20 protein-coding genes are annotated in these 17,518 nt (G+C 32.8%); 4 read left to right on the top strand and 16 right to left on the bottom strand.

Features of this window, described 5'->3' with window-relative positions; all coding sequences use genetic code 11:
• Positions 1-21 precede the first annotated feature (21 nt).
• Together Q4487_RS10990 and pbpC are read left to right on the top strand one after the other, a co-directional pair.
• Positions 22-330: an antibiotic biosynthesis monooxygenase gene (locus tag Q4487_RS10990; RefSeq protein ID WP_100894595.1), complete on the top strand. Its 309-nt coding sequence runs from the start codon at positions 22-24 to the stop codon at positions 328-330.
• Positions 314-2,686, top strand: coding sequence for a penicillin-binding protein 1C (pbpC, locus tag Q4487_RS10995; protein WP_100894596.1), 2,373 nt, complete (start codon positions 314-316; stop codon positions 2,684-2,686). Before Q4487_RS10990 ends, pbpC begins: the two co-directional genes overlap by 17 nt.
• 28 nt (positions 2,687-2,714) lie before the next feature.
• On the opposite strand, the gene Q4487_RS11000 is transcribed toward pbpC, so the two are convergent.
• The 14 genes from Q4487_RS11000 to Q4487_RS11065 form a co-directional block, all read right to left on the bottom strand.
• Positions 2,715-3,563 (bottom strand): hypothetical protein, encoded by an 849-nt coding sequence (locus Q4487_RS11000; RefSeq protein ID WP_303542010.1) that lies wholly within the window; start codon positions 3,561-3,563, stop codon positions 2,715-2,717.
• 12 nt (positions 3,564-3,575) lie between these two features.
• Positions 3,576-4,244, bottom strand: coding sequence for a hypothetical protein (locus Q4487_RS11005; protein ID WP_303542009.1), 669 nt, complete (start codon positions 4,242-4,244; stop codon positions 3,576-3,578).
• Positions 4,245-4,376: 132 nt separating this feature from the next.
• Positions 4,377-4,751, bottom strand: coding sequence for a nuclear transport factor 2 family protein (locus Q4487_RS11010; protein WP_100894599.1), 375 nt, complete (start codon positions 4,749-4,751; stop codon positions 4,377-4,379).
• Positions 4,752-4,857: 106 nt separating this feature from the next.
• Entirely contained in the window at positions 4,858-5,514 is a 657-nt protein-coding gene (locus Q4487_RS11015) for a hypothetical protein (RefSeq protein WP_303542008.1), read from the bottom strand.
• A 46-nt stretch (positions 5,515-5,560) separates the two neighbouring features.
• Entirely contained in the window at positions 5,561-6,019 is a 459-nt protein-coding gene (locus Q4487_RS11020; RefSeq protein WP_303542007.1) for a hypothetical protein, read from the bottom strand.
• Between the two features lie 111 nt (positions 6,020-6,130).
• Complete coding sequence (locus Q4487_RS11025) at positions 6,131-6,589, bottom strand: hypothetical protein (RefSeq protein WP_303542006.1); 459 nt, start codon at positions 6,587-6,589, stop codon at positions 6,131-6,133.
• Positions 6,590-6,632: 43 nt separating this feature from the next.
• Positions 6,633-7,229 carry a hypothetical protein gene (locus tag Q4487_RS11030; RefSeq protein WP_303542004.1) on the bottom strand — a complete coding sequence of 199 codons (597 nt, stop codon included), beginning with the start codon at positions 7,227-7,229 and terminating at the stop codon, positions 6,633-6,635.
• A 255-nt stretch (positions 7,230-7,484) separates the two neighbouring features.
• Positions 7,485-8,054: a hypothetical protein gene (locus tag Q4487_RS11035; protein WP_303542002.1), complete on the bottom strand. Its 570-nt coding sequence runs from the start codon at positions 8,052-8,054 to the stop codon at positions 7,485-7,487.
• Positions 8,055-8,081: 27 nt separating this feature from the next.
• Positions 8,082-8,465: a DUF3037 domain-containing protein gene (locus Q4487_RS11040; RefSeq protein ID WP_100894605.1), complete on the bottom strand. Its 384-nt coding sequence runs from the start codon at positions 8,463-8,465 to the stop codon at positions 8,082-8,084.
• Positions 8,455-9,234, bottom strand: a complete 780-nt coding sequence (locus Q4487_RS11045) for a HipA family kinase (RefSeq protein WP_303542000.1) — start codon at positions 9,232-9,234, stop codon at positions 8,455-8,457. The genes Q4487_RS11040 and Q4487_RS11045 overlap by 11 nt, the downstream gene beginning before the upstream one ends.
• Before the next feature lie 37 nt (positions 9,235-9,271).
• Positions 9,272-9,853: a hypothetical protein gene (locus Q4487_RS11050; protein ID WP_100894607.1), complete on the bottom strand. Its 582-nt coding sequence runs from the start codon at positions 9,851-9,853 to the stop codon at positions 9,272-9,274.
• A gap of 9 nt (positions 9,854-9,862) precedes the next feature.
• On the bottom strand, positions 9,863-10,369 hold the full coding sequence (locus Q4487_RS11055; RefSeq protein WP_100894608.1) for a DUF2314 domain-containing protein: 507 nt from the start codon (positions 10,367-10,369) through the stop codon (positions 9,863-9,865).
• Between the two features lie 12 nt (positions 10,370-10,381).
• On the bottom strand, positions 10,382-10,798 hold the full coding sequence (locus Q4487_RS11060; protein ID WP_100894609.1) for an MFS transporter: 417 nt from the start codon (positions 10,796-10,798) through the stop codon (positions 10,382-10,384).
• Positions 10,799-10,972: 174 nt separating this feature from the next.
• The gene (locus tag Q4487_RS11065) at positions 10,973-11,974 is read right to left on the bottom strand and encodes an NAD(P)H-dependent glycerol-3-phosphate dehydrogenase (RefSeq protein WP_303541998.1); all 1,002 of its coding nucleotides are present in this window, start codon (positions 11,972-11,974) and stop codon (positions 10,973-10,975) included.
• 262 nt (positions 11,975-12,236) lie between these two features.
• Here Q4487_RS11065 and Q4487_RS11070 point away from each other — a divergent pair, with 262 nt between their 5' ends.
• Positions 12,237-13,157 carry a nicotinic acid mononucleotide adenyltransferase gene (locus tag Q4487_RS11070; protein ID WP_303541997.1) on the top strand — a complete coding sequence of 307 codons (921 nt, stop codon included), beginning with the start codon at positions 12,237-12,239 and terminating at the stop codon, positions 13,155-13,157.
• 75 nt (positions 13,158-13,232) lie between these two features.
• Here Q4487_RS11070 and mqo read toward each other — a convergent pair whose 3' ends face one another.
• The gene (gene mqo, locus Q4487_RS11075; protein WP_303541996.1) at positions 13,233-14,714 is read right to left on the bottom strand and encodes a malate dehydrogenase (quinone); all 1,482 of its coding nucleotides are present in this window, start codon (positions 14,712-14,714) and stop codon (positions 13,233-13,235) included.
• Positions 14,715-14,868: 154 nt separating this feature from the next.
• Between mqo and Q4487_RS11080 the strand changes: the two genes are divergently transcribed.
• On the top strand, positions 14,869-16,437 hold the full coding sequence (locus tag Q4487_RS11080) for a SulP family inorganic anion transporter (RefSeq protein ID WP_303541995.1): 1,569 nt from the start codon (positions 14,869-14,871) through the stop codon (positions 16,435-16,437).
• 4 nt (positions 16,438-16,441) lie between these two features.
• Here Q4487_RS11080 and Q4487_RS11085 read toward each other — a convergent pair whose 3' ends face one another.
• Positions 16,442-17,500, bottom strand: a complete 1,059-nt coding sequence (locus Q4487_RS11085) for an aldose epimerase family protein (RefSeq protein WP_303541994.1) — start codon at positions 17,498-17,500, stop codon at positions 16,442-16,444.
• Positions 17,501-17,518: the final 18 nt, after the last annotated feature.

Below are 17,518 nucleotides of genomic sequence, written 5' to 3' on the forward strand. Positions count from 1 at the left end.
GCTAAAGTAATTTTAATAATAATGATGAATACTACACCCTATTACGCAGTAATTTTTACATCAACCAAAATAGAAGAAGATAGCGGCTATAACCAAATGGCGACTCAAATGGAAGAACTGGCTAAAGAGCAAGCTGGTTTTATAGGTATAGAAAGCGCTAGAGAATCTGTAGGTATTACCGTAAGTTATTGGAGCAGTTTAGAAGCTATTGCCAACTGGAAAAAACAAACAGACCATAAATTAGCACAAGAGAAGGGGCGTAAAGAATGGTATACTTGGTTTAAAGTACGAATTTGTAAAGTAGAGCGCGAGTATGAGTTTTTTAAATAAACTAAAACATACGCGTGTTGGTAGGTTTTTAGCTAAGCATCCTAAAAAAAGTATAGTTGTAACAGTACTGCTTATTGCCTATTATTTTTGCTTGCCCAAGCAACTTTTTAAAGCGCCAACAGCAACCGTTGTAGAAAGTGCAGAAGGGGTGCTTTTAGGGGCGCAAATAGCTAGTGATGGTCAATGGCGTTTTCCGGAGGTAGATAGTATTCCAAAAAAGTTTGAGCATTGTTTACTACAGTTTGAAGATGCACATTTTTACAACCACATTGGGTTTAATCCGGTTTCTATAGTAAAAGCTGTTGGGCAAAATATAAAAGCTGGTAAAACAGTACGTGGCGGTAGTACCATTACACAGCAAGTTATACGTTTAGCACGTAAAGGAAAGAGCAGGTCTTATGCAGAAAAACTGGTAGAACTTATTTGGGCTACTCGGTTGGAGTTTAGAGAAAGCAAAGAAGAAATATTAAAAATGTATGCTAGCAACGCACCTTACGGAGGTAATGTGGTTGGGTTAGAAGTAGCTTCATGGCGTTATTTTGGATTAAAATCTCATCAATTATCATGGGCAGAAACGGCAACTTTAGCTGTTTTACCCAATGCACCTAGTTTAATATACCCTGGTAAAAATCAGCAACGTTTATTAGTAAAAAGAAACAAATTACTACGTAAACTTTTAGATAAGGATATAATTGATGAAACAACATACAATTTAGCCTTATTAGAAGAGTTGCCTCAAAAACCATATGCTTTGCCACAAACTGCTCAGCATTTGGTAACACACATATCAAAAAAACATAAAGGAGAACGTATAGTAAGTAGTATTAATGCGCCTTTGCAAACAAGTGTAAATGCTGTAGTTCAAAAACATTATTCGCACTTAAAACAGAATCAGGTTTTTAATGCAGCGGTTTTAGTTTTAGACGTGCATACGCGTAAAGTTATGGCATATGTAGGCAATACTAAAACAGATAAAAATCACCAAAAAGATGTAGATATGGTACAAGCTACACGTAGTACAGGTAGTACCATAAAACCATTATTATATACTGCAATGTTAGATGCCGGTGAGTTGTTACCAGATATGTTAGTTGCAGATGTGCCTACACAAATAGCAGGGTATTCGCCGCAAAATTTTAATGAAGATTTTAGTGGTGCTGTAGAGGCTAAAAAAGCATTGGCAAGGTCTTTAAATATACCTGCGGTTAGGTTGTTACAATCTTACGGATTACAGAAATTTAGAGACCAGTTAGATCTGTTTAATTTAAAAGGAATAAACAAATCTGCAGATCATTATGGGTTAACATTAATTTTAGGAGGCGCAGAAAGTAGCTTGTGGGATTTATGTAAAACCTATGCATCTATGGCATCTACGGTAAATCATTTTAATGCAACCTCTAGTGAGTATTTTACAAAAGAATTTGCAGAACCTATTTTAAAGGCTAATGCAAAAGTAGATTTTGGAGAAAAATCTAACCAAAAAACAATTTTTGATGCAGCAAGTATGTACCTCACTTTTGAAGCAATGAAAGAGGTAAACAGACCAGAAGGACAAGAATCCTGGGAGTTTTATGACTCATCTAAGCAAATAGCTTGGAAAACCGGTACTAGTTTTGGAAACAAAGATGCTTGGGCAATTGGCGTTACAAAAGACCAAGTAGTTGGTGTTTGGGTTGGTAATGCAGATGGTGAGGGAAGACCAAATATAACAGGAGTTTCTAGTGCAGCACCTATTTTGTTTGATGTTTTTAACGTGTTACCCAAAACAAATTGGTTTTTGCAGCCTTTAGATGAGTTTACAGAGGTAGATGTTTGTGCTAATAGTGGTTATTTAGCAACACCCAATTGTCCGGCTAAAAAAATAAACATACCTGCTAAGCAAAACTATGTAAAAGCTTGTCCGTACCATAAGCTAGTACATTTAGATGCTAAGCAACAGTTTCAGGTAAATACGTCTTGTGAGTTAGTAGAAAATATGGTTACAAAGCCTTGGTTTGTTTTGCCTCCGTTGCAAGAGTTTTATTATAAAAAAACCAATGTAACCTATAAAACGTTACCAGATTTTAGAGTAGATTGTAAAACGGAAAACGCCAAGGTAATGGAGTTTATTTATCCTAAAAGTGGCGCAAAAATAACCTTGCCTAAAAATTTTGAAGGAGAAACTAATGAGCTTGTTTTAAAATTAGCACATGCAAAATCTAAGACTAAAGTTTTTTGGTATTTAGATGATAGGTTTGTAAAGCAAACGACAACATTTCATGAAATAGCTATTTTGCCAAAACCAGGAGTACACAAAATTACTGTTGTAGATGAGGTTGGTAATGATGCTGTTATTTGGGTAACAATACTAGAGTAGTTGTAATTACTCTAGTATTGTAGTGAGTTTATGGTAACAAAACACTTGTAATTTTAAATTTTAGTTCTTTTAAAGCCTGTTCGCTTTCTACTAAAATTTCTATAGTCCAATTAGGCTGTGCTTCTTCTTTTAAGCTAATACTAAGCTTATGTGAGCCATACTTACTACTGCCGTAATTCATTTTTTCACCATCAGCATTGTAAATTAAAATTTCAACAATTTTCTCGTCAGGATCTTCTACATAGAAAGACAATGCGTTTTCATTTCCAAAGCTTCCAAAACCATCAAAAAACTGTTTAAAAGCATCAACAGTTTCTGCCATACCTTCTGCTATTACTCCAGACTCTTTTAACTCTTCAAGCTTTTTTTGGTACTCTTTTTCATCTTTTTCTTTAAGTTTTTCTAAAGCAGCTTTGTCTACTAAGGTAACTTTAACGTCTTTGTATTTTTTACTAAGTAAATTTTTATTGTAGTAGTTAAGCGGATTTTTAACTACTACTTTCCCTCCATTAGCTTCTGTAGGACTAAAATATTTTAAAACACCTTCTATATTAACCAAATTAGTGGCTTTACGCGTTGGTGCTTCAAGCTTAAAATCTAGTTCGTTATTATTGCTATAGTCATCTCCAAAAAAGCTTTCCTTTTTTTGTAACGTGCTACCATCATCTGCAGATGCGCTAGTGATAGATTTTATTTTTACTTGGTTAAACTCATCAACCTTAATACCTTTAATTAAAGCGGTAAGTTCTACAAAACTTTTATCAGACTCTAAATGTCTTTCCTCTTTAATATCATTTACAAACAAATTTACATCTTGTGCTAATGTTAGCTTAGAGCATAATCCTAGGGCAATACAGATAAGAACTTTTTTTGTCATTTGTTGTTGTTTTTAAAATTGAATGGTAGAAAAATAAATGGTCTTTTTGTAACCCGCTGTATATAGTTTATTTCGTATTTTTTTATACTGCTGTACGTGTGTTGGTGTGTAAATAAAGTATGTAGGAATCTCTTGGCTATCTACTGTTAAAAACAAAGGTATTAATGCTTCAGTTTTGTTTTCTAATGGTAATTTATGCATTACCTTATATTCGCATTTTATACCTTTGGCTTCGTACTCCTTTGTTATTTCACTAATGGCAATAATAGCATCAACTCTAAGTTTACCAGACACATTAACTGCTGGCATATTTATATTTAGTTCATGGTTAATGTTGGTTTTAAAGGTAAGGTTTTCTTGTACTTGGTAAGCTTCTTGATACTGAAAAAATAAACCTTCGTCTAATAAATTATTTACTTTTTTGGTTCCTATTGCGCTTCTAATTAAAATAATTGGAGTAATAATTATAAAAATGATGATTGCTAAAATAAGACCTATTAAAGACGATATAATTGCTCGTCCGCTAAAGCAGCTTTTAAAAATTAGATCCCAATAATTGGCAATGGAGTTTGTTTGAAAACAGTATTTAACTATTTTAATAATGTTTCCAGAATTGATAAAAAAATTAATAAGTAAAATAATGACACCTGCTACTAATAAGAGTACTCTTAGTCCGTCCATAAGGTTATAAATTTGGTTAAGGTTATTTGTTTTAAGCCTATACTTAAAACTGGTTAAAATTTATAACGGAGCTATTTTTGTAAAAGTACTTTTGTGTAGTTTTTTTAGCTAATACGCATAAAATTAGGAGTATTAGTACATTGTATTTGGGTTTTTAGATGCTTTGGGTATTTGCTGTATAGCATCCCAGTGCTCTACAATTTTGCCGTTCTGGTCAAATCTAAAAAAATCCATAGTAACGTATTGGTCGTTACCGGGCCACGTTTGGTGCGTGTGTAAAGCTACAAGGTTACCCTCTGTAATGGCTCTAACAAACTCAATGCTTTTGTCTGGGTATTCTGTCTGCATACGCTCAAAATACGCTATAAAACCAGCGGTACCATTTTCTACGTCTGGGTTGTGTTGTATATACTGGTCACCAACATATAATTCTACCGCTTTTTTAGGGTTGCCCAAATATGCAGTTTTGTAAAATGCAATTGCTTTTTCTTTTAAGTTAAGGCTCATAGTTGCTTTTTATTTTAAAGGTACTAATTTTTAGTAGTAGTGCCTTTAACAATTATATGAGTGTTGCTTAAGAGTGATGTTTTACCGTGTGCTATACTAAAATATTCTAGTTATTTATTTCTTGTGGCTTGCTAGAGTTTAGTATTAATTTTAGCGCATTTTTATATTTACTTTCTATACCAATTAAACCGTATGTTGTTTCTCCTTTTTTAAGTACAGTTCCGTTTATGCTGTAAGTTAACAGATCTTGTTTAAATTTTTTGTTAGCAGAACTTGCGGCAATCATATTGCCACCTGCAAGACCAGGCCCTATAGCTAAACCAATAGGAATAGAATTAGTGTTTTCTCGGGTATAGCCATTTCTAGTTGTTTCTGTACTAGTGGTGTACAAATTTAATGGGGTTAAAAATAAATACCACAAATAAGAAGCCGGACTCTGTTTTAGAGATTCGTAAACATACTCGTTGTCCATAACATAAATCTCAGTGCCATTTGCCTGGGTTAATTTAACGTCTTCTCCAAAGACTAAATCTTTACTTGAATTGTTGGTAATTTTTACTGCTATAACTTTAATCCCTTTTTTTATTTCTTTTTTAGCATATTTCTTACTTAGTAAATTATATCTGTAATCAAATTTTATACTATCAGTTACATTTGTACCTAAGTATCTCATAGAATTTAGCTCCAATGTTTTATAGCCAGAAGCACAACTTTCTAATAAAATAATTGATAATATTATTAGGAGTGTTTTAAAGAAATTCATTTTTTTTTGGTTGTAATTTTGGTTAGTTTTTTTTAAGGGTAAGGTCTTATTTTACTCTGGTATATTTTATAGTGTAATTTTCTATTTGGTCATTACCGTTGGAATCTTGGTATGTTTCAGAAAATGAAGCAGTGTGTATGTTGTTTTCCATAGAAAAAACAATGGTTCTTACTTCGTTAATATCTCCGTCATCAGATATAACTCTATATTCAGAATCTTTAATTTTTTCCCAACTTCCAGAGTTGTCTTCAAACTGTTTACAGCCACTAGTGCTTTGTTGGTCTGGCTCCGAGTATAATTTTATTAGGTTTCCGTCTTGTAAGTACTCATCTGTATCTAAAGACTCACAAGAAGATAGTGTTACTTTAGTACCGTTTACAGACTTCTCTGTAATTTGCCATTTTCCTATTAAAAGCTCTATGTCTTTTTCGCTGTTAGTATCGTCGTCATTAGAACAGCCTATTATTGTAACTAAAGCAAATAGGTAAACAAAATTTTTTATCATAAGTCTTTACTACAAATACCTGTTTTAAGGTTTGTTATTTTGCAGGCGAATATAAGAAAAGACTTACTATTAATAAAAATATAATTGCAAGTATAATTAAGGTGATTTTTATTACTTACTACGCATTGCCATATTTCTAAGATCTATAAGAGTTTGCTCTGCATCTTTACTCTCAAAAGAAAGTAGCGACCTATTATTCATTATTAGGTATTTCTCTTGACTTTTGTCTTCGTTTTGCATTTCTACCGTAGTGTATTTAGATCTTTTTAAATGAAAAGACTTTGGGTATCCTATTTTATCAAACGAATAATGTTTAGCAGCTCTAAATTTCTTTTTTAACACTAGTTTATCTCCAATAACACGTGCATCACAGATATACATAAATTGGTATACAATAAAACCAATAAGCGCTATAAAAACAGCAGCAGCTATAATCATCCCCATATGAAACTCTTGCTCTTGGGTAACATTTGCTAATACCGGAATCATTATTAGTACTACAATTGTGCCTAAGTACAAGCCAAGGTTGGTCCAGTTAGATGATAATTTAATTTCTGTGTTACTCGCCATTTTTTTCTTTTAAAGATAAGAAAATTTGGGATGGGTGCAATTTCTAGTGCTGGTAGCAGTGCCCTCCTCCTTTTACTTTTCTTTTACAATAACCACCAGATTTAGTGAGAGCGCCACAAGTAGATATTACACTACTTCTAGATGAATTGAATCCTTTATTGTATGAAGACTTACTTTGTGAAGAAGGAGTACTCGGGTTCGTTGAGGGCTTTTTTTTTAGCGCTTTAATTGCTTTGCTATGTATAATGTCTGATTCTTTTATATAGCCAATTTTATTATTGTAAATTACTTTGTAATACTCACCATACTCATAATATTCAATTAGATAAAGTTGTTCTTTTTGGTTTATAGGTTCCAGTATCTTTGTTTTTACACTTGGAAGTTCGTAAAGATTAGAATTTCTTTTTAATGAGGTTTTTATTGCGTTAGTTTTTAGTTCTTGAATCGCAATTTTGTCTTCAATGATAAGTATGTTGTTAGTAATTGAATCTATTTGATATTCAATAGTTCTTTTTTTAATAAGTAAAGCATCTTTTTCTTCAATTAAACCTTCTTTCTCTTTTGATAATTCTTCTATATCTTGAGAATTGGAAAGAGTAGATATTAAGATGAATATAATAAATGTAATTATCTTTTTCATATTGCTAACTTTGGTATATTGTATTTGCTTAATCTTCCTCAGCGATATATGAATTTACTCCCTTCTTTTTTACCAAAAAAACGGATTTCCGTAATTGGTGTTGAATATTGTATAGTTTGTAGTTTTTTAAGGGTAATTGGTAAGTGTGTATTTATGTATGGCAATGTAACTAGCTCTATTGCAAACAAAAACCTTTACTTTTTAGAGGTTTGTCTAAATAGTAAAGGCTTAATTTTTATGGTAAATTGGTAAAAGTTATTCTGTTTCTTCTACTTCTTTTAAAGAATAAATAATTTTAGACATATTATCCTTGTGTCTATCTTTTCTGTCTGCTAGTGTCCAAGAGAATATTTGGTAATAATCTTCTTTGCCTTGGTACAAACCTATGGCGTATACAATATCTAAACCGTCTATTTGCCCATTTATAAAAGCTGTTTTAGCAGGCATATTGTTTACTATAGTATCTGTTACTTTAGAGACTTGGGGGTTTACTATGGCCTCCTTAAAATTATCTGAAATTAGTTTGTAGTACCCGTTAATATCATTTTTGTACTCGCCTGTTACGTCTTCGTCAATTACCGGTTGTACGTCTATTATTGGCTCATGAATAGCTATAACATAAAACTCTCTTATTGCGTTTTGGTATTGTAAAGATGCATCATCATTTAAGTCTCTAGTTTTAGATAAAAAAGAAGGCAGTGTAAGCTCAAACTTATTTTCTACGGTTACTGTTTCATAACTGTCTTTTGCGCCACAAGAATATAGTAATAACGCTGTTACTGCTAGTACTAACGTCTGTTTTAGGCTGTTTTTTGTGTAAATCATAATATATGGTTTTGTTATTTAATGGTGTTATAAAACATAGGTGGCAAATAGTTTTTCTAAGGTTTCTTCTGGGTTATTGCATAAACCAGGGTGTGTTTTAGAGCTTTGTATAACGGTGCTCCTAGAGGCGGCTAACCACCTAAACCTGTCAGATAGCTCTAACTTACCAATTGGTCCGCCAGCGGGTTCACCTTTACAAACCAGTTCCCAGGCTTTAAGGTAATCTTGTAGCAGATTATAGTCTAGATCCTTACAAAAAGCCTCTAGTTTGTTGCGGTCTATATGGTATTTTACACCTAAAAACTTTTTTCGTTTGCTAAATAAAATAACACCAATATTAAAAAACTCTTCGCGTTCTACTTTGGGTACAATGCGTATAACGGCATATTCAAACGTAACTTTATCTTGCATCTTTAGCTTCTTTTATAAGCGCGTCTACCATACCAAGTTTTGCATTTAAATACTTGGTGTAAGCAGCTCTCATTTGCGCAGGAGTTAAAGAATCGGTTTGGTTTATAAGCCAGTCTTCTGGTATATTATTGGTAATATCTTCTATAATTTGTGGTGTAATTTTGCTTGTAATTTCTTGTTTTGCGTAGTCTAGCTCTGTAGCTTGTGGCAATAATACGTGGTCTTTTATTAACGGAAAAGTCCTAGTTAGGTGGTTCTCCCACAAAGGCCAGTTGTGATGAAAATAAAAACTTGCACCATTGTCTATTACCCAAAGCTCTTGGTTCCAAATAAGTAAATTGGTGTTTTTTGCCGTACGGTCTATATTGCTAATAATACTGTCTAGTAGCACCACTTTAGAAGCGGTTTTTGCATCTACGGTAGTTACTAACGGATCAAAAGTTATAGCGCTAGATAAATAGTGTAATCCTAGGTTTAAACCAACGCTAAATTTTAGTAAATCCTGAATTTCTTCGTCTGGTTCTGTTTTGCTAAAAGAGTCGTCTAGGTTAGCAAATACCAATTCTGGTACTTTTAATCCAATAGCACGTGCAAGCTCGCCGCCAATAAACTCGGCAATAAGTGCTTTTGTGCCTTGGCCTGCGCCTCTAAATTTTAAAACATAAAGGAAATCGTCATCTGCCTTAACAATAGCAGGTAAAGAGCCACCTTCTCGTAAAGGTTGTACATATTGCACAACGTTTACGGTTCTAATGTCTAATTTGTTCATACATCTAAGGTACTAAAATTTACAAGTTGTACAGTTGTTATTTGCTTAGCAAACGTACTAATTGCGGTCTGTATAGATTGTCTTTTTCGTTTAAACCAATGGTGTTTAGTAAAAAATTAAAGTTTACAAAAAGCTCTGCATTTTCTTCATTATCCTCTAAAAATATTTTAAATCTGCTACTACCACTTTTGTAATCTACATCATCTTGATTAAGGTTAGCGCAAGTAAAAATTTGTTCTTGTTTTAAAGCATATTCTTTAGCGGGTAAATTGTATTTTTTACGCATAAAGTTTAATAATCTGTTGCTTTGCTCTCCAATAGAAGTAAATTTAATGCCATTATCTATAAACATATTTTTTGGCTCGCCATTTACAAAACCTGCTTTAATCTCTTTTTTTAAAGACACAAGCATACCAATGGTATCATTATCTACGGTAGCCTTAATGGTGTATTGGTAATAGTCTTTATCTTCTTTAGTGTTTGTAATAGTAAACGGAAAATCTATAAAACCATCTACCGCGTATAGGTTAGATAAATTGCTTACTTTTTGCTTTTCGTCTGTTTTACAACTTGCAATGGTTAGTAAAATAAGGGTTGTAATGGCTAGTATTTTTTTCATATTTTTTATTTATTCAAATTGCATTCCACTTTGTATGTCAAACTCTTTTTGTTCTTCAGTAGACATTTGGTCACGTAGCACCCTAATAGTGTATGCGCCTTTGGTAATATTTTGGTCAAAGTACATCCAGTCACTAATGTTAGACTCGTCTACATTAATAGTATCTCCTAATTTTACATTAATTTCATATAATGGTGTGTTACCAACAATACCTTTAAATTTTGAGCCGTCATAAGTTACATCTTGTATCCAAATATGTTCTGCACTACCATCTGAATCACTAAATTTTTGCTTTAGTGTAAAGCCATAGTAGTTTTTATTATTGCTTTGAATAGCTGTTTTAAAGATAGATAGAGTTTTGTTTGCTTTGGCAATAGCTTGGTTCATTGCAATGTTTTCATCTGCTATGTTAATTACGTCTGGCTCACCTTCACGTTCTATTTTAGAGGTTGAAGTTTCTTTGCAAGAACTAATTAAAAGTGTAAGAACAGCTGTAATAGTTAATATTTTTTTCATATTTAGTTTAAATTATTTTATACGTACGCTTTCAAAATCGTTTTTTATTTTGTCTAAAGTAGGACTTAAAAATACCATATACAGTATAATTAAAAGTCCAAAAAGCATAAAGTCTGGTTTAAGAAATAGGATGATAAAAGCAGCCCCCTCTAAAATTGCCCATCTTATAATTGATGCAGTTTGGTACACACCAAATTTGTCTTTAAGCTCTTTAATGTCCTTGGCTTGTTTTAGTGTGTTTTTAAACACAAAATTACTAGCAAAAACGGCAATTAGCGGTAGTGCTAAAAATACGACTGAATAGGCATCTAAAGCAGGAACTTTAAAACTTTTTAAAGCGGTAATATCTCCTAAAGTAAAATAAATAAGAACTACCCCAAAGGTAATAGCTAAGTGAATAATTTTTAATGTTTTTATTTTCTGATCCATAATTTTTAGTTGGTCTTTGGTTATTTGTTTTGGTCTTTTCTCTTTAAAAAAAACCGAAATAATTTCTTACAATTTATATAGTTTTTAGAAACGGACAAATAAAAAAGCTTGTTTTTGTAGTAATTACAAAGAATTACTATAAAAACAAGCTTTGTAGAATTTAGCTAATGTTAACTAGTCTAGCTTATCTGTTAAGCCACTAAAAACTTTTTTAGGGTTTTTGCCATCGTATAAAATAGCATAAACCGCATCTATAATAGGAGTCTTAGATTTTTTGCTGTGTTTTTCATTAATCAGGTGTGCACTTTTAGTAGCGTAGTAACCTTCGGCAACCATACTCATTTCCATCATAGCACTTTTAACCGTGTACCCTTTGCCAATCATATTACCAAACATTCTGTTTCTACTAAAAACAGAATAGCCAGTAACTAGTAAATCACCAAGGTAGGCAGAGTTGTTAATGTTGCGTTTCATATGGTGTACACGTTTAATAAAACGTTTCATTTCTCTAATAGCATTACTCATAAGTACACTCTGAAAATTGTCTCCGTAACCCAAACCGTGAGCCATACCGGCAGCAATAGCATAAATATTTTTAAGAACGGCTGCATACTCGGTTCCAATAATATCGTCAGATGTTTTTGTTTTTATGTAATAGCTACTTAGGTTTTTAGCAACCAATTTAGCTTTTTTCTCATCTGCGCATGCAATTGTTAGGTAAGACAAACGCTCTAAGGCAACTTCCTCTGCATGGCAAGGACCAGCAATAACACCAATATTTTCTAGTGGTACATTATACGTTTGGTTAAAATGCTCACCAACAATTAAACCTGTTTCTGGCACAATACCTTTTATTGCAGAAAATACAATTTTCTCATCTAAGGAAACCGTTAGTTTTTCTAATTCTGTTACTAAAAAAGCAGAAGGTATTGCAAAAATTACAACATCTGCATTAGTAATAGCGGTATTAATATCTGCGGTTAGTGCTAATTGTTGTGGGTTAAATTCAACGGCACTTATATAATTAGGGTTGTGATTGTGTTCTTTTATATGCGCTATAGCATCTGTATTGCGCATATACCAATTTACTGTGCTAACATTTTCAGTAAGCATTTTTACAATTGCAGTAGCCCAGCTACCACCACCCAAAACAGCAAACTTTGTAGTATTCTTCATAAAATAAATTTAGTAGATCAAAAGTAGATAAAATTTAATTGAAAGCAGAAATTTTAAAGCCAGTATAGCATCAATTTAATAAAAAAATATAGCCCTGTTATTGTTGTAATTAAGGTAGGTGTACTACTTTTTTTTGCCATATTATTTATTTCATTAATCTAAAAGCACAAAAAATTAAATTCATTAACTGTTGTATGTCAGTTATTTAAAAATTTTGGCACGCCCTTTGTTTTAAGCTAAACAGAACCAATACATTTTTATTATGAAAACGAAATTATTATTAGGACTACTGCTATTGGGAACCTTAGTTTCTTCATGTTATTCAGAAATTATAATTGAAGATGAGTTTTTAGAACCAGGATTTTCTGTAGAACACGCAATTCATAAATACGATTTGTGGTATGTAGATATTAATGCTACACAAGGAAACGGAGAAGTGCCTTTTTTGCAACGTGCATTTACTATTACATTTAATAATGGCCGTTTGTATGCAAATAATAACATTGTCGGTATTGGTAAAACTGGTGGTGGTTACGGTATAGATGTTGGTAATTACGATGTTTTTAACGATGGTATACGTGTAAACCATAGTGTAGATGGTAGGTGGCCTTTAGAGGTGTATGTAGTAAATAACAATACTTTAGAGTTGTTAGATGTTAGTACAAACACATCATACTACTTAAGGGGATATAGACAAAGTACGTTTGATTATGATTATGTTTTTTATGATAATTTAAAATACTTTTTACAAGAGTACAACGCTTGGGAAAAAACATATACAAGTAAAGAAGGGGCTATAAATGATTTTGATGCAGAGAATTTTTTACAATTTTTTGCAGATGGAAATGCCGATGTTTTTAGGTCTTCTATAGACAATAATGGTACTAGACCAAGAAACTTACAGTGGGATTATGAAGGGGTGTATACAGTGTTTGATGTTGATGGTGATGAAACCTTAAAGTTACTAGAGTTAGACTATGATTTTATGGGTGATGATTATTTTGAGTTTTATGTGATTAACGATAGTACAATAGAGTTATATCATCCAGATTCTGGCACGGTTTATGAGTTTACAGGAGTAGGTTATACAGAGTATTTAAAAGGAGATGCATCTGTAACAGATAAAAAAAGAACGAAGTCTACAAACAGTGTAAAAACAGTGAAGAGACAACGCAAAAGATAGAAGAATTTTTAGGTTGGTTATTAGTTGTAAAACCGTCTTAAACAGTGGTATGTTTAAGGCGGTTTTTTTGTGTTTTTAATTGTCTTCTAATTTTAAAATTGAAGTAGTATAATTTCTTGTACTAATACACAGTTTTTCATCTGTAATTAAGGAGTGCCCTAAAGACGGAATCATTTCTGTTAATTTTTGTTGCCAAGCTTTGGATTTTACCTGCATAGGAAAACATTGGTTTAATACAGATAACATAATAGACACAGAGGTAGATGCACCAGGTGAGGCTCCAAGCAAAGCAGCTAATGTGTTGTTTTTGTTGGTTACAATCTCGGTTCCAAATTTAAGTACGCCACCTTCTTTAGCATCCTTTTTTATAATTTGTACACGTTGCCCAGCTGTAATAAGTTCCCAGTCTTCAATTTTAGCATTTGGATAGTATTTTTCTAATGCTTTAAAACGTTCTTCTGGCGACTGTACAACTTGTTCTATTAAGTATTTAGTAAGCGATATATTGTGTAAGCCTGCCCTAAGCATAGGAAAAATATTGTGTGCGTCTATAGACAGTGGCAAATCAAAATAAGAACCATTTTTTAAAAATTTAGTAGAAAAACCAGCATACGGACCAAAAAGTAACGAGCGCTCCCCGTTTAACATTCTAGTATCTAAATGCGGAACAGACATTGGTGGCGCACCAACTTCTGCCATACCATAAACTTTGGCTTCGTGTTGTAAAATAACTTCAGGGTTGTTACACTTTAAAAACTGTCCGCTTACAGGAAAACCACCATAACCATCTGCTTCTGGAATATCAGATTTCTCTAGTAATTTTAAAGCGCCACCACCAGCACCTATAAACACAAAATTACTCTCTATAGTTTTTTCTTTATCTGTATGTAAATCTTTAACCTCTATTTCCCAAGTGCCATCTTTTTTATCATCTATATCTTCTACTTGGTGACCTAAAAACACTTCTACACCATCGCAAGACTGCAAATAGGCAATCATACCTCTAGTAATAGTTCCAAAATTTACATCTGTACCAATAGGCATTCTTGTGGCACCAATAGTTTGGTCTTTATTGCGCCCTGTCATCATTAACGGAACCCATTCTTTAATTTGGTCGTAATTTTCAGAATGTAACATATCTTTAAAAATAGGATATGCTGTAAGTGCTTTGTGTCTTTTTCTTAAGAAGTTTAAATTTTCATCACCCCAAACAAAACTCATATGGTCAATGTCATTAATAAAAGGATCTTCTGCAGGTAGTAAATTGTTTTTTACTAAATATGCCCAAAGTTGTTTAGATACTTCAAAGGATTCACTAATTTTTAATGCTTTAGAAATATCTATATCGCCTTGCTCATTTTCTGGTGTGTAGTTTAACTCGCAAAAAGCAGAGTGTCCTGTGCCTGCATTGTTCCAAGCATCAGAGCTTTCTGCGCCTACTTTATCTAAACGTTCATAAATAGCTATTTTTGCATCTGGTATTAGTTGTTTTAATAAAACGCCAAGCGTAGCGCTCATTATACCAGCTCCTATAAGTGTAAAGTCTTGTTTTGCCATTATATAGATGTGTTTACTACAAAGCTAAGAAACGTTTTGTTAGCGTGTAGTGTTAGATTTTTATAATTTTAAGATGTGTTTTTTAGTTTTATATAGTTTATTTCTCTAAAAGCTCAATAAAGACTATTTTTGCGCCCTTAATTTATAAGCTAAAATGAAAAAGTATTTAAATTTATTCGATTTCCAGCAGAAGGTAGATTATAAAAATGAAATTTTAGCAGGATTAACGGTGGCAATGACAATGATTCCAGAATCATTAATGTTTGCTATTCTTGCAGGATTTTCACCTTTAGTAGGTTTGTATGGTGCTTTTATTATGGGACTGGTTACAGCAATATTTGGCGGTAGACCAGGATTAATTTCTGGAGGAGCTGGTGCAACAGTAGTAGTTCTTATGGCATTAATGAACTCGCACGGTTTAGAATATGTTTTTGCGGCAGTTGCTATGGCAGGTGTTTTTCAGCTAATAGTTGGTCTTTTAAAACTTGGTAAATTTATACGTTTGGTGCCTCAACCCGTAATGTTTGGGTTTGTAAACGGTTTGGCTATTATTATTTTTATGGCACAAATGGACCAATTTAAAATTGGTGTTGGTGATGCTGCAGTTTGGTTAACAGGCGAAACATTGTATACTATGGTAGGCTTGGTACTGTTTACAATTGCAATAATTGTTTTTGTTCCTAAACTTACTAAAGCAGTTCCGGCTTCTTTAATAGGAATTATTGTTGTTTTTTTAGTTGTGTATTTTTTAAATATAGAAACAAAGCAAGTCGTAGATATTATTAATCAAGATACTTTACCGGGAGAACCATTAAAGTCGCTTAGTGGTACATTACCTTCTTTTCATATACCAACTATTCCGTTTACATTAGAAGCCTTTAAAATTATTTTACCATACGGATTAATAATGGCTGCTGTAGGTTTAACAGAAGGCTTACTTACGTTAAACTTAGTAGATGAAATTACAGGTACAAAAGGAAATAGTAATAGAGAGTGCGTAGCACAAGGAGGCGCAAATATTTTAAATGGCTTTTTTGGTGGTATGGGTGGTTGTCCAATGATTGCTCAAACCTTGGTTAACCTATCTGCAGGTTCAAGAGCAAGATTATCTGGTATAATTGCCGCGTTAACTATATTGGTAATTATATTGTTTGGAGCACCAGTAATAGAACTTGTACCTATAGCTGCATTGGTAGGTGTTATGGTAATGGTTGCAGTTGGTACTTTTGAGTGGGCAAGTTTTAGAGCCTTAAAAAGAATGCCTAAACCAGATATTTTTGTAATGATACTGGTTACTTTAATTACTGTGGTTTTACACAACTTAGCATTAGCCGTATTAATAGGTGTTATTATTTCTGCATTGGTATTTGCTTGGGAAAGTGCTAAAAGAATTAGGGCTAGAAAATATGTAGATGAAGCAGGGGTAAAACACTATGAGATTTACGGACCTTTATTTTTTGGCTCTGTAACTGCTTTTAATGAAAAGTTTGATGTAGCAAACGATCCAGAAGAAGTAATTATTGACTTTAAAGAAAGTAAAGTTTCAGATATGTCTGCAATTGAAGCTTTAAACAAAATTACCGAACGCTATGCCAAAGTAGGTAAAAAGGTGCACTTAAAACACCTTAGTAAGGATTGTAGAGTGTTGTTAAATAATGCAGATAAAATAATTGAAGTTAACGTATTAGAAGATCCTACATACAAAGTAGTAGGAAACAAATAAGTTTTTATTCTGTAGTAAATTTATACAAAGTTACACTGTGGTATTCTTCTTTTGGATGTAGTATCACAGTTGGAAACTGTGGTTTATTAGGGCTATCTGGATAATGTTGTGTCTCTAAACAAAAAGCAGCTCGTGGATGGTATTTTTTCCCGGATTTGCCTACTAAATCATCACCAATAAAGTTGCCTGTATACAATTGCACTCCTGGTTCTGTAGTGTACACATCCATAGTAATACCAGTTGTAGCTTCTTTTGCCGTTGCAGCCAAATTTAAAGTTGTGTTTTGGTCTATAACATAATTGTGATCATAACCATTGCCAATAATTAGTTGCTCATGATCTTCATTAATATCTTTGCCAATAGCTTTTTCTTTTCTAAAATCTAAAGGAGTATCATAAACAGATGTTAGCTCGCCAGTAGGTATACAAGTCTTGTCTATACTTGTAAAAGAAGATGCATTAATTTGTAGTGTATGGTCTAAAATATCACCATTACCTTCACCTTTTAAATTAAAATAAGAGTGGTTTGTTAAGTTAACTACAGTGGTTTTATCTGTAATAGCCCAATATTTGATTTTTAAAGCATTTTTATCTGTTAAGTGATATTGCACTTTTACGGCTAAAGTACCAGGGAAACCTTCTTCCATGTCTGCAGAAACATAGGTTAGTTCTAGTGTATCTTCAGTAGGTTGTTTTGCATCCCAAACAACAGCGTCAAAACCGGTTGTGCCACCGTGTAAATGATTTTCGCCGTTATTAACAGCTAAATTGTATATTTTGTTATCTAAAGTAAAGCTCCCTTTAGCAATTCTGTTTGCATACCTGCCAACAATACTACCAAAGTAGGCATTTGGATTGGTTTGGTACTCGTGCAAAGATTTATATCCTAAAACAACATCTTTAAAATTACTGTTTTTGTCTTTTACCCATAACGAGACTAAAGTGCCACCATAATTTGTTATTTGAGCAATAGAACCTTGTGTGTTTTTTAGCGTAAAAAGCGATACTCTTTTTCCGTTAATTAAAGATTCAAAATCTTTTGGGTTTAGGAGTTGTGGTGTCATTAGTAAATTGGTTTTTAG

Origin of the sequence: Cellulophaga sp. 3_MG-2023, assembly GCF_030546975.1 — a bacterium.
Taxonomy (GTDB): domain Bacteria; phylum Bacteroidota; class Bacteroidia; order Flavobacteriales; family Flavobacteriaceae; genus Cellulophaga.